This window comes from Photobacterium sp. AWH4_225, from assembly GCF_056158405.1.
This window is the reverse complement of the sequence record NZ_JBSWTF010000004.1, coordinates 1,483,763-1,496,421: the sequence shown is the minus strand read 5'-3', so window position 1 is coordinate 1,496,421 and position 12,659 is coordinate 1,483,763. Positions and strand designations below refer to the sequence as shown.

Sequence of the window (12,659 nt, the reverse complement as noted above, 5' to 3'; positions counted from 1 at the left end):
GCTTTAGATACAAAAATGCCGAGTCTCATGACTCGGCATTTTTTATAGCTGTAAGTCAGTGCTTCCCTACACTTCCTGCTCGACCATCGTTTCCAACCGGGTTCGCATCAGCTCGTTGAACACCTTGCGTGCTTCCTGCGCTTCTTCCGAAGCGGCTAGCTTGTTCTCTTTGGCTGTCATGGCATCGTCCATCAACTGCTGAAGCTGATCCAAACGCTCTTGCGGCGCATCACTGAAATCCATCCCGGACTCACCGTTGGCCACCGCTTCAGCGCGGATTTTCTTCTTCAGCTTCCACACTTTGTAAAGTGCTTCTCGCTCGGCTTCTGCCGCCGCCATGGCGATCTCTTTCAGCTCCTCGAACTTGGTCAATGCCATGCCTTCATTTGACCATGGGTCGACATCGGGTAGTTCCTCGATATTGATCACCGGATCTTCATAACCTTCCTGATGGGTCAGATCGAGCGTTGCCGCCTTCACCGCCGACATCATCAGCATTACTGCAATGACAAGCAGTGGCAAGCCACCGACGATAGCCGCCGTTTGCAGGGTCGACAGCCCCCCCATAAACAACAATACCGACGGCATGAATGACAACGCAAATGCCCAGAACAAGCGGTTCCAGCGCATTGGGTCTTCAGTCACGTTGTTCTGTACAACCGATGCCAAGATATAGGAAATCGAGTCAAACGTCGTGGCAGTGAAAATCAAACACAGCAGGGTGAATGCTGCGATGACCAAGGTACTAAACGGCAACTGCTCAAGGATAGAGAAAATAGCTTTTGTCGCACCCTCAGAGTTCAAGATGCCAACCACATCCAACGCTCCCGAAAGCTGAAGCGATAGACCGTAGTTACCCAAAATCATGAAGAACAGGAAGCAGCCCATCGACCCAAAGAATATCGAACCGGTCACCATCTGCTTGATGGTACGGCCACGGGAGATCCTCGCGACGAACAAGCCCATGCTCGGGGCGAACACCAGCCACCACGCCCAGTAGAAAATAGTCCAATCCTGCGGGAAGTGGGTATTTTCAAACGAGCCATAGCCGCCGAACGGCTCAGCCCATGTTGCCATGACAAAGAAGTTCGACAGCATACGGCCCAGTGAATCCAAGCCGGTTTCCAGCATGAATATCGTTGGCCCAGTCACCAGAATAAAAGCCAGTAGACCCAAAGCCCCCCAGAAGTTGATGTTACTGAGGAACTTAATGCCCTTCTCCATCCCGGCATACGCCGAGTAGGCGAAGATGGCGGTACAAATCATCAATACGATAACTTGGGTAACCGTATCTTTCGGTACGCCAAATAGGTAGTTGGCACCTTCGGTGATCAACGGCGCAGCCAAGCCCAGCGTCGTAGCACCACCGCCCAGCAAGCCGAAGATAAATAACACATCGATGACTTTACCCAGCCAACCATAACTGCGGGCTTCCCCTATCACAGGCATCAATGCCGCCGAGACCTTAAGTACAGGCTGCTTGCGCACATAGAAGAAATAAGCAATCGGCAATGCAGGGACCAAATAAATAGACCATGCAATCGGCCCCCAGTGGAATAAGCCATAAGTTGCCGCCCAGCGGACCGCTTCTTCACTGCCAGGTTCTAACTGGAAAGGAGGCGCTTGGTAGTAATACGCCCACTCAATTGTCCCCCAGTAAAGAATACTGGCACCGATACCACCACAGAACAGCATGGCCGCCCATGACGCCGTCGTAAACTCGGGCTGCTCATCAGGATCGCCCAGTTTAATTTGGCCGATATCGGAAAAAACGATGTAAATCATAAAGAAGAATGCACCGACACCGAGCGCCAAATAGAGGAAACCGAGCTTATCGGTCATAAACGTTTTGGCGACAGCAATCCATTCTGCCCCTTGTGCCGGAAACAGCAGCAAAGGCACCACAACCGAGATCAACATCCCCAACGCCCCGAAGAACGTCGGTTTATCAATCAATTCAAAGTGTTTGCGAGAAAACACGTTAGCTCCTTAAAATTTAAACCCAGCAATGGGTAAAACGGATAATCCGAGGAAAGGGCTAACGCTTCAAACCAAGATTCTAATCAAGACCATGAAAAAAGCTTATTATTAGCTGACATAAATATTCAGCCGTATATAATGTTAGACTTATGACCAAAATCCAGTAGGATTGACGGTGATAAACCCTAAATCAGTAGAGGCGCGCTGCCTATAAGTAACCGTGTGGAGGGTGATACCTTTGAAGCCGGAGAAAGGAGTCAGCGCCGAAGTGACTGCAGCCATCAACTCAGTCGCTGGGTCTGTGTCGAATAGGCACAGAACTGCCATAGTATTTACCTATGGAGCGCTACCTGAGGGGGTAACAAGTCTTCTTTTTCTGCGTCTTAGTTACACTTCCTTTCGGTAGATCTCCACCTGAAACACATAGGTGTGATGAGATCATGAACCTTGTCGATTTTTCGGACTCGCTAATGTCCGTTATCCCTGCCATGCTGGCTGTTATCCTTGCGGTCACCACCAGGCGGGTTTTGCTCTCCCTCGGAGCAGGTATCTTTGCCGGCGCATTGATGCTTAACCAATACTCACCGCTTGAGTCCCTGCAATACCTGGTCGGCAAAGTGCTGGCAATTGTATGGGTCGACGGCGCAATGAACAGCGATAACGTCAACATGATCATCTTCATGCTGCTGCTTGGCGCGCTGATCAGCCTGATGAGTGTTTCCGGGGCTACCCAAGCGTTCGCCGACTGGGCAGCGGTCCGCTGTAAAGACCGTCGCAGTGCCAAATCACTGACAGGCCTGATGGTCTTCATCTTCTTTATCGACGACTTTTTCCACAGCCTATCGGTGGGTGCTATCTGCCGCCCGGTGACTGACCGTTTCAATATCTCTCGAGCCAAACTCGCTTACCTGCTGGACTCCACAGCAGCACCAGTCTGTGTATTGATGCCAATCTCTTCATGGGGTGCATACATCATTGCCCTAGTTGGCGGCATCATGGTGGCACATGGCGTGACCGATCAAAGTCCAATCTCGGCGTTTGTCGAGATGATGCCAATGAACCTATACGCGGTATTCACCCTTGTGATGGTGCTGTGTGTGATTGCGTTCCAGCTTGATATCGGCCCGATGCGCAAACATGAGAAGTGGGCACTTGAAGGCAAGCTATGGGATGAATCAAAAGGCAAACCAGCCGGCCTGGATGTCGAGGTGCCAGAGTCAGCCAAAGGCGGCATGATTGATATGGTACTGCCTATCCTGACCCTAACTATGGCAACGGTATTTTTCATGGTGCAGTCAGGTGCGGATGTACTGGCTGCCAACGGCGAAGCCTTCAGCGTGATCGGCTCGTTTGAGAACACCGATGTAGGCTCATCGCTAGTATACGGTGCGATCTGCAGCTTGGTCGTCTCTATCGGCCTTGCCCTTCGCTTGAAGCTAGATGCAGGCAGCTGGATGAAAGCCGCCCCACAAGGCATTTCAGCCATGATGCCCGCTATTATTATCCTATTCTTTGCCTGGACGATTGGCGCCGTTGTGCGTGACATGCAAACCGGTATCTACCTAGCTTCAATGTCTAACGGTAACCTGCCGGTTGAACTGCTTCCGGCAGTTGTCTTCCTGCTGTCTTGTGCCATGGCATTTGCGACAGGAACCAGCTGGGGTACGTTCGGCATCATGCTACCGCTAGCCGGTGATATTGCTGCGGCCAGTGACATCGCACTGCTGCTTCCAATGTTGTCTGCGGTACTGGCCGGTGCGGTATTTGGTGATCACAGCTCGCCAATTTCAAGCACCAGTATCTTGTCTGCGACAGGTGCAGGCTGCCACCACATGGATCACGTCATGACCCAGCTTCCTTACGCATGCTCAGTGGCCTTCGGCGCGCTGCTGGGTTACCTCGCTATCGGCTACACCCACTCAGCTTGGGCAGGTGTTGCTGTGAGCGGCCTATGGTTTATGGCGTTCTGTGCCTTTGCTGTTCGTAAGAGCAAGCCTGTTGTTGCAGCAGAGCCTGTCACGAGCTAAGTTTTCTGAAAGGCTTTAAATACAAAAGCCTCAAAAACAACAGTTTCAAACAAAAAGAGCAAGGCCACGGCCTTGCTCTTTTTTTATACTCAAGTTGCTTCAAGATGGAGGTTCAGCTACTGGCTGTGCTTTATCTGCAACTCTGAAAAATATGCATCATTGCCTGGCTCGGTAATAAACCCAATGACCCCTTTGTGCTCAGAGCCGTGGAACAAGCGGTCAACCACCAAGATTTTTTCGCCATCAACATAGAAAATCGCTTGGTTATTATTGATTTCGGCTTTCAGGTGGAACCATTGCCCGGGACGGATATTAGCTGCGCTTTCATATTTGCCCGGATCCGACTCCCTCAATTGTTCAGCGGTGTTATCCGGATAGGAGAAATACTGAACCGTCATTTCACGCTGCGCTTCATCTTCTGACAGGGCATTGGAAGGGCGGAAATACACACCTTCATATTTGGACAAGTCTTCACTGACCCTAAAAACGATACCCACAAAGCCATTTGCCGTTGATGTTGCAGCTGCATTCTGCTGCGGCTCACCAGCCATATTTATTTCAATGGTGCCATCACGAAACGGGATAGTCTCCAACGCTAAATATGTACAGTGATCGCATCCTCCTTGCTCAGCAGACTGATGATCTGGTGACACCGCAACGTGTATCCCTTTCTGGCCGTGGTAATCAACCACTTCAGCCTTCACACCTTGTGCCGTCGTCTTATCCAGGGTATCTAGAGGATAGCTTTCAAACTCCAGTGCAGCTGCGACCGTCGCAAACAGCCCCATGTACAAGGAAATCAACAAGGAAATTAACCACATACCCAATGACTTATTTTGCTGTTGTTGTCTGTTCATAGCCCAATACCTAGCAGGATATTTATTTCAAGTTAGCTGAAAAGAAATTCATTCCTTGCTCAAAAATAAGACAACATTCTCTGTGATGAAAATAAAGTTATGCACAATGTCATACTTTTTAGGCATTTCAATCCAATATGAAGTACAAAGCATTACAATAAGCTACTAAACACTATACAAGTAATTTTATACTCTTACTTTTTCGATTGTTCGCTATAAAACAATCGGTTTGTATTCCTTTGATGATTTTTTCACACAACAAAGCTTAATCGGAACATGACCATGAGAATTGGAATTTTATACGGCGGTGAGTCTAGCGAGCGCGAAGTCTCATTAAAGTCGGGCAATTGTATTGCCGAGGCCGTTGAGTCATTGGGTTATGAAGCTATCAAGATCGATCCCCGGCACATTGATATCACCTTGCAGGGCTTCTTCAACTTAGACAAAGCTTTCATTGCCCTTCATGGCGGTATGGGTGAAAGCGGGCACCTGCAAGCCCTGCTCGATTTGCTCAAGATCCCCTATACTGGCAGCGGCCTCTTGGCCTCGTCCATTTCCCTCAACAAACTCAAGACCAAAGAGATCTGGCGCTCGAATGGACTGCAAACCGCTGATTGGATTAAGGTCAACAAGCATACGCCAGTAGACACCATCAAAACCACGTTGGCAAACCTGACCTACCCCGTAGTGGTCAAACCCTTAAACCAAGGCTGCAGCATCGGTGTATCAAAAGCCGCCTCGCCGGAAGAGCTTTACACCGCTTTGGTTGATGCGTTTGAGTACGATGATGACATCCTGGTTGAGCAATTCATCACAGGCCGCGAATACACCTGTGCCATCCTTGATGGCAAACCCCTGCCTGTGGTACAGATCAAATCAGACAGCTTCTTTGACTGGGATGCCAAATTCGGCGAGCAAACGGCGACTTATCACTGCCCGTCTGACTTGACAGCAGAACAAGAAAAAGCCATGCAGCAAGCTGCCCTAACCGCCTACAAAACCTTGGGCTGCCGTGGCTGGGGACGGGTAGATACTTTCCTTGATGAAAGTGGACAAATCTGGCTTATCGAGATGAACACAGTACCGGGAATGACAACCCGAAGTGTTTTCCCAATGGCAGCCAAAGAGGCTGGGCTTAGCTATAAAGACACTATCGCCGCGTTGCTTGAAAGCGCTACGTTTGATGACGTGAAATAACGCTTATATATTTACCCCCATATTGGCGCCCCATATTGAGTCAGGCGCACCAATATGGGGCGATAAAATTGCTAATTCACTTAAGCTATCCAACCCACCCAAGCTATCTACCCTATGGCACGGATCGTGCAATCTTTTCTTTTTAAAGGAGAGGTAAGCATGAAAAAGCTTTTAGTATCAATGATTTCAATTTTATCAATCAATGCCAACGCCCTAGAGCATAGCGAGATCAACGACGCTCGTATCCCTGGCATCAAAACGGCTGTCGAAGCCTATAATGCAGAATTTAGCCAAGCTTATTCTCCACTATTGGCCGATGTCGGAAGCATCGGCAGCAGTATTGGTGAGATGATCAACACAGCCGTCATTACGGGTAACCAAAGCCGTATGCTGTCGAACTGTTCACTCAATGCAACAGGGATTGCTACCCGGCAAACTACTGCAGATGTCGCTCTTGATGCCGAACAGCTCATGTCAAACACCCAATACCATTTCTGGGGCAATTACAGCCCGACAGTGGAACAACAGCTGGCCGGTATTTCAAAGTACCTCTCTATCAAAGCCCCTCAATCAGGCTTGTCGCTGGCCACTCCTAACGGTAGCCAGTGGTTTGAACTAAAACAGGAAGAAGTGAAAAATTCTGAAGGTTGGCTAGCAATGGATCAGTACCAGGACGGTACCCGTTTTGTTGTCGGCATCGGACTGATGGATGATCTGATCCGGGATAACAGCCATTACATTTATGCAGAAAAGATTAACGGCGAAGTCATTTTCATTGATGGCCAAACGAACCTAAGTACCGATATTGAACCGACATACCTCACCGACAAGTTCGACTTCAGCCACTTGAACATTCCATTGGTGACTGGCCTTATGTTCTGGGCGCTTGAGCCAACTAGCTAAAAAGTCAGAACTAAAGTCAAAAATGCCTAGCTCCACACGTTCGGAGTTAGGCAACTCTAATCAATAAGCCCAACAGCTTCACTTTCAGTCGGAACACAACCTGCCAAACACCCCTGAAGCCATTGAGTAAAACGATACTCCAAATCACTGGGCGTCTGCTTTTGCGACAACAGAATGTATTTATGACCTGACGGGATGAACCCAAATGGCGCAACCAGGTTTCCCCGCTTGAGATCATCCACTACCAAGGGATAAGAACCCAACGCAGCCCCCAACCCATCGACCGCCGCCTGGAAGCAAAAATAGAAATGGGCAAATGTTTGGTGACTATTACCAGCTATGCCATGCTGTCCCGAGCCTCTTATCCAATCATCCCAGGCTGATTGCCTGGTCTGGCTATGCAGCCGTTTAACACAGGTCAAATCATGGCGAACCTGTTGCCAATAATCCGGCGAGAATACTGGGCCTACCCACTCCTTAACCAAAGACACCTTGTTGTAGTCATGCTCGACCCTGAAATCGTCGCGGCGAATAGCCAGCGATAACCCAGTTGTTCCGAGCGTAACCGGGCCACCAGCTGTCGAGAGACGAATATCCGCGCCCTCTACCTCATTGTGAAAGTCAGCCAAGCGTGGCATTAACCAGCGCATGGTCAATGTCGGCTCGCACGATATTTCCAAGCACTGTTGCTCGCTTTTCATCAATTGCCCCACACCATCTTCCAAGGCGGAAAACGCGGTTTGGGTATATTGCTTAAGCAGCTCCCCTTCTTGGGTCAGATAAAGATGACGCCCCTGCTTATAGAACAAAGCATGGCCAAGGTAGCCTTCCAGCACCTTGATCTGCTTACTGACCGCCCCATGGGTAATATTGAGCCGGTTCGCCGCTTCACTCAAGCTAGGCGAAGACGCTGCAACGTGGAAGATGTGAAAGGCTTTGAGATGACGCATATGTGACTTTTTCTCACAATTCAAAGGAGAGTATTTCGATTATAGCGAGCATAAAACTACTCTACAATCGGGACTATTCAATTCACAGCCTTAGTCATAGACATAGGTTTTAAGAAAGGTTTAGGAGTCGGTTTGGAATTAATCAGCTTAGCGTTATTGGGTATTTTAATTGTGATAAGTCCTGGTGCAGACTTTGTTTTGGTACTAAAAAACAGTATCGGGAAGGGGCGTCAAGCAGGGTTGTGGACTGCAGCCGGGATCAGCGCCGCCATTTTTGTCCACATCAGCTACTCTATGCTGGGGATGAGTTACCTAATCTCACAGAATGAAGTGCTGTTCAATGCCATCCGCTATGCTGGCTCGGGGTACTTAATCTACCTCGGCATCAAAGGGCTCATGACAGCCAATGAAGGCTTGGCAAAGATTGAAACAGATACCGTCGAGAAACGCGCAAGCCGCTACTTCCTGCAGGGCTTTCTATGTAATGTGCTTAACCCAAAAACAATGCTGTTCTTCCTGAGTATTTTCAGCCAGCTTGTTGCTCCAGACAACGCACAGAACTCACAGGCATTTTTTTACGGTGGTTACATGGTTGCGCTGCACGGTATCTGGTTCTGCCTAGTGGCCATTATCTTCACATCTGCCTCACTGCAATCAACAATGCAGCGCCTAAAGAAGCGCCTCAACCAAGCCTGCGGGGCTGGCTTGATTGCCTTCGGCAGCATACTGGCCTTCCAGTCATAACCCTATCCATAGATAAATGAATAGGTGATAAATACAAAAAAGCCGGTAAGCCTCAAAGGGCCTTACCGGCAAACTGTCAGAGTTCCCCTCAGACAACAGAACACATCTAACCTAAACGGCATTAAATCCGTTAAGTTTTAAGCTAGATCTTCGCCATTGCTCGCAATGACTTTTTTATACCAGTAGAAGGATTTCTTGGGGGTACGATCCAAACTACCGTTGCCTTCGTTATCGCGGTCGACATAGATAAAGCCATAACGCTTGCTCATTTCACCCGTCGATGCCGCAACCAAATCAATACAGCCCCACGGCGTGTAACCCATCAGTGGCACACCGTCGGCAATCGCATCCTTCATTGCTTCAACGTGTGAGCGCAGGTAATCGATACGGTAGTCATCATTGATCTCACCGTTCTCATCGAGAGTGTCTTTGGCACCCAGGCCATTTTCAACCAGGAACAATGGCTTTTGGTAACGGTCGTACAGCGAGTTCATGGTGATACGCAGGCCAAGCGGGTCAATGACCCATCCCCAGTCACTGGCTTCCAAATGCGGGTTTTTGATCGACTTAACGACGTTCGCCGCACTGGTATTGCCATCGTTCATATCAGCAGATGCACAGCGTGAGGCGTAGTAGCTAAATGAGATGAAGTCGACGGTATTTTTCAAAATCTCGAAGTCTTCTTCGTGGATTTCCAGCTTCACACCTTTCTCATCAAACACCTTCTGGGCGTAAGACGGGTAGTAGCCGCGTGACTGGACATCAATGAAGAACAAGTTTTCGCGATCTTTCTGCATCGCCGTGAACACATCTTCCGGCTTGCATGAATACGGGTAGAACTGGCCACCAGCCAACATACAACCCACTTGGTTTTCCGGGTTGATCTCATGGGCGATTTTAGTCACCAACGCACTGGCTACCAACTCATGGTGCGCCGCTTGGTATTTAACCTGATCGTGGTTCTCGCCTTCCTGGAAAGCAATACCGGCACCAGAGAACGGGCTTGCCAGCAAAATGTTGATTTCATTGAATGTCAGCCAGTATTTCACTAGGCCGTCAAACGCCTCGAAACAGGTACGGGCATAACGCTCAAAAAACGTGATCATCTTGCGGTTACGCCAAGAGCCATACTCGTTGACAAGGTGCATAGGTACATCGAAGTGGCAAAGGGTCACCAATGGCTCGATGCCGTATTTCTTGCACTCTTCGAATACTGAGCGGTAGAAATCGATACCCGCTTGGTTCGGGGTTTCTTCATCACCATTAGGGAAGATACGCGCCCAGGCAATCGACATACGAAATACCTTAAAGCCCATCTCGGCCAGCATCGCAATGTCTTCTTTGTAACGGTGGTAGAAATCGATGGCCTGATGGCTTGGGTAGAATTCGTCCGCGTCCAATTCCACTTTATCAACCTGACCCAGTTTAACTGGCATCCGGTTTTCACCGTAAGGGATCATATCTACTGTGGTAAGCCCCTTGCCGCCTTCGCGGTAAGCACCTTCAGATTGGTTTGCCGCAATCGCGCCACCCCATAGAAACCCTTCCGGGAATTTAATATCAGACATGGTTTGCCTCTTGTGTTTTCGCTAATTACCGCACGTTACCGCGAATTGTTGCTAAGCCACCCCATTTAGAGGTGGCTCATTTTACTCGTTATGAAAGACTAGGCCGTTGCAGGTTTTGCCGGCACTGGTGTTTCAACTTCTTCAGCGCTTTCTTTTGCTGCCGTTGGGTTTGATTCATCCTCATCGTTAGGGATATCTTCAAAGCCTAGGACAAGCGTCAGTACGAAAGACAGAACCACTGACAGTGCCATCAGACCCAGTACCCAAACCAGGCTCATCGGGTCGTTAACGTCGATGAACTGGACACTGGTGAACAGGCTAGGCGCTGCCATTGAGTGACTTGCAATTCCCGCCATACCCGCAAGGCCACCAACGATGAAGCCAGTGATAAGCGTCGCGATTAGAGGGCGCTTCAGGCGAACCAACACACCGTATAGTGCAGGCTCAGAGATACCAGCCATCAGTGCTGAGGCACCTGCCGCCATAGATGTTTGCTTAAGGGCGATGTTCTTAGTTTTCCATGCGACTGCCAGACACGCACCACCCATGCCGATGTTCGCACCGATCTCCGATGGCATAACCATGCCTTCAGTACCCGTTTCAGCAATGGTCTGGATGATAGTTGGCGTAAATACGCGGTGCATACCAGTAAGTACCAATAGCGGCCATAGTGCACCCATGATAGCAACAGCCAGTGGACCCAATGCACCGTGGATTGTGTATACCAACGTCGAGATTGCAGTACCGATCCAGATACCCATAGGACCAACAAGCAAGATACCGATTGGCGCAGCAATCAATACGATCAGCATAGGTTTTAGGAAGTTCTTCGTCACAGCAGGTGTGATGCTATCTACCCAACGCTCGATGTACGACTGAATCCAAGTCATGATCAGGACAGGAATAACCGTATAGGTATAGCGAACTGATGTTACTGGGATACCGAACAGCTCTACCGCACGGCCATCTGCTGCCTGGGCCATTAGGTCAATAAAGTTCGGGTGAACCAACACACCGGCAATACCGATGGCCAGCGACATATTGGTTTTGAATTTAATGGCTGCAGATGCCGCTACCATGATAGGCAGGAAGAAGAAGGCACCGTCACCAATAGTGTTGAGCAAAATGATAGTCGAGTGATCGGCTTCGTAGATGTTGAACATCAGCAGCAGCATGGCAGCCAGCTTAACCATCGAGCCACCGATAATCGCAGGGATCAGTGGCGACATGGTACCAACAAGCGCGTCGAGCATTTTAGCGCCAATCACTTTCGGCGTTAGCTTAACCTTAGGCGCCGGTGTATCTTCAGCAGGCGCGCCATCAAAGTTACACAGCTTCATCACTTCTTTATAGGCAGCAGCCACATTGTTACCAATGATCACCTGACATTGGTCACCATTGTGTACGACACCCATTACACCCTTCACGCCTTTAATGGCTGCGGCATCAATTTTCGCTTCGTCTTTCAATACGAAACGTAGACGGGTCATACAATGGGTAAGGGCGACAACGTTATTAGCGCCCCCCAATTTTTCAACGACCGAGCGGGCTACCGCGCTGAATTCTTTCGACATCTTCTCAACTCCTGCGTGTACGGAGAATAGTTGGCTAGCGTAATTTGCGGCCTATTCCCCAATAAAATGCGTTAAATGTCACCCGATAAAATGTAAATTCTGGTGACCATCAATTTGTTATTTTGCTTACTGGTTGATTTCACTCACCAGTTGACCAATGGCTTGCCAATCGCCTTGGTCGATTAAGTTGTTCGGGACCATCCAGGTACCGCCACAAGCGACCACTTTGTCCAATGCCAGATAGTCCGCCACATTGGCCGGGCTAATCCCACCCGTCGGCATAAACTCAACCGGATAAACCGCCGATAGCGCTTTTAGCATGCCGATGCCCCCTGAAGGCTCCGCTGGGAAGAACTTCAAAGTTTTCAGGCCAAGCGACATCGCCTGTTCAACCAGACTTGGGTTGTTGACGCCAGGGATAACCGCCACATTCTTCTGTTGGCAGTAAGTAACCGTGGTCGGATTCAAGCCAGGGCTAACAATAAAATCAGCACCGGCTTCAACCGCCAGATCAACCTGCTCAGTTGTCAACACCGTACCGGCACCAATTAGCATCTCTGGGTAGGCTTCGCGCATTCGGCGAATCGACTCAGCCGCCGCTTCAGTGCGAAAGGTAATTTCGGCACAAGGTAAACCGTTTTCGACCAACACTTTAGCCAGCGGTTGGGCCTTATCGGCATCCTTGATAGCAATCACTGGCACGACCTTCATCGCTCTCAGTTTGCTTTCAATTGTCTGTTCCATTTCTCTCCCCTCTCCATGGCACAGCCGTTCTCTATAACCGGAACAATTTTGTCGCTGTGCTTTACATGGTGTTTTGATGAATTCTTGATTCAGTGGTTCACAACCATTCAAGTTA

General features: G+C 49.3%; 10 protein-coding genes and 1 riboswitch. Of the genes, 4 read left to right on the top strand and 6 right to left on the bottom strand.

The window, feature by feature from the left end; genetic code table 11:
• Positions 1-66 precede the first annotated feature (66 nt).
• Positions 67-1,980, bottom strand: coding sequence for a BCCT family transporter (locus ACXAD4_RS23925; protein ID WP_475244541.1), 1,914 nt, complete (start codon positions 1,978-1,980; stop codon positions 67-69).
• A gap of 186 nt (positions 1,981-2,166) precedes the next feature.
• A riboswitch (Lysine riboswitch) is annotated at positions 2,167-2,337 on the top strand.
• 83 nt (positions 2,338-2,420) lie between these two features.
• Between ACXAD4_RS23925 and ACXAD4_RS23920 the strand changes: the two genes are divergently transcribed.
• Positions 2,421-4,007: a Na+/H+ antiporter NhaC family protein gene (locus ACXAD4_RS23920; RefSeq protein WP_475244540.1), complete on the top strand. Its 1,587-nt coding sequence runs from the start codon at positions 2,421-2,423 to the stop codon at positions 4,005-4,007.
• Between the two features lie 116 nt (positions 4,008-4,123).
• On the opposite strand, the gene ACXAD4_RS23915 is transcribed toward ACXAD4_RS23920, so the two are convergent.
• On the bottom strand, positions 4,124-4,864 hold the full coding sequence (locus ACXAD4_RS23915; RefSeq protein ID WP_475244539.1) for a hypothetical protein: 741 nt from the start codon (positions 4,862-4,864) through the stop codon (positions 4,124-4,126).
• 282 nt (positions 4,865-5,146) lie between these two features.
• Between ACXAD4_RS23915 and ACXAD4_RS23910 the strand changes: the two genes are divergently transcribed.
• Both ACXAD4_RS23910 and ACXAD4_RS23905 read left to right on the top strand, forming a co-directional pair.
• The gene (locus tag ACXAD4_RS23910) at positions 5,147-6,061 is read left to right on the top strand and encodes a D-alanine--D-alanine ligase family protein (RefSeq protein ID WP_475244538.1); all 915 of its coding nucleotides are present in this window, start codon (positions 5,147-5,149) and stop codon (positions 6,059-6,061) included.
• 159 nt (positions 6,062-6,220) lie between these two features.
• Positions 6,221-6,964 (top strand): hypothetical protein, encoded by a 744-nt coding sequence (locus ACXAD4_RS23905; protein ID WP_475244537.1) that lies wholly within the window; start codon positions 6,221-6,223, stop codon positions 6,962-6,964.
• A gap of 56 nt (positions 6,965-7,020) precedes the next feature.
• On the opposite strand, the gene ACXAD4_RS23900 is transcribed toward ACXAD4_RS23905, so the two are convergent.
• Positions 7,021-7,914 (bottom strand): LysR family transcriptional regulator, encoded by an 894-nt coding sequence (locus tag ACXAD4_RS23900; protein ID WP_475244536.1) that lies wholly within the window; start codon positions 7,912-7,914, stop codon positions 7,021-7,023.
• A gap of 132 nt (positions 7,915-8,046) precedes the next feature.
• Between ACXAD4_RS23900 and ACXAD4_RS23895 the strand changes: the two genes are divergently transcribed.
• Positions 8,047-8,658, top strand: coding sequence for a LysE family translocator (locus tag ACXAD4_RS23895; protein WP_475244535.1), 612 nt, complete (start codon positions 8,047-8,049; stop codon positions 8,656-8,658).
• 137 nt (positions 8,659-8,795) lie between these two features.
• Here the strand turns inward: ACXAD4_RS23895 and ACXAD4_RS23890 are convergent, their stop codons facing one another.
• The 3 genes from ACXAD4_RS23890 to ACXAD4_RS23880 all read right to left on the bottom strand — a co-directional run bounded on the left by ACXAD4_RS23890 (position 8,796) and on the right by ACXAD4_RS23880 (position 12,544).
• Positions 8,796-10,226: a 6-phospho-beta-glucosidase gene (locus ACXAD4_RS23890; protein ID WP_475244534.1), complete on the bottom strand. Its 1,431-nt coding sequence runs from the start codon at positions 10,224-10,226 to the stop codon at positions 8,796-8,798.
• A gap of 98 nt (positions 10,227-10,324) precedes the next feature.
• Positions 10,325-11,800, bottom strand: coding sequence for a PTS cellobiose/arbutin/salicin transporter subunit IIBC (ascF, locus tag ACXAD4_RS23885; RefSeq protein ID WP_475244533.1), 1,476 nt, complete (start codon positions 11,798-11,800; stop codon positions 10,325-10,327).
• 126 nt (positions 11,801-11,926) lie between these two features.
• The gene (locus ACXAD4_RS23880; RefSeq protein ID WP_475244532.1) at positions 11,927-12,544 is read right to left on the bottom strand and encodes a bifunctional 4-hydroxy-2-oxoglutarate aldolase/2-dehydro-3-deoxy-phosphogluconate aldolase; all 618 of its coding nucleotides are present in this window, start codon (positions 12,542-12,544) and stop codon (positions 11,927-11,929) included.
• Positions 12,545-12,659: the final 115 nt, after the last annotated feature.

Coding starts and splice junctions, on each gene's coding strand:
- ACXAD4_RS23900 (WP_475244536.1), bottom strand. CDS start 7,914: ATGCGTCATCTCAAAGCCTTTCACATCTTCCACGTTGCAGCGTCTTCG.
- ACXAD4_RS23905 (WP_475244537.1), top strand. CDS start 6,221: ATGAAAAAGCTTTTAGTATCAATGATTTCAATTTTATCAATCAATGCC.
- ACXAD4_RS23910 (WP_475244538.1), top strand. CDS start 5,147: ATGAGAATTGGAATTTTATACGGCGGTGAGTCTAGCGAGCGCGAAGTC.
- ACXAD4_RS23880 (WP_475244532.1), bottom strand. CDS start 12,544: ATGGAACAGACAATTGAAAGCAAACTGAGAGCGATGAAGGTCGTGCCA.
- ACXAD4_RS23915 (WP_475244539.1), bottom strand. CDS start 4,864: ATGAACAGACAACAACAGCAAAATAAGTCATTGGGTATGTGGTTAATT.
- ACXAD4_RS23890 (WP_475244534.1), bottom strand. CDS start 10,226: ATGTCTGATATTAAATTCCCGGAAGGGTTTCTATGGGGTGGCGCGATT.
- ascF (WP_475244533.1), bottom strand. CDS start 11,800: ATGTCGAAAGAATTCAGCGCGGTAGCCCGCTCGGTCGTTGAAAAATTG.
- ACXAD4_RS23920 (WP_475244540.1), top strand. CDS start 2,421: ATGAACCTTGTCGATTTTTCGGACTCGCTAATGTCCGTTATCCCTGCC.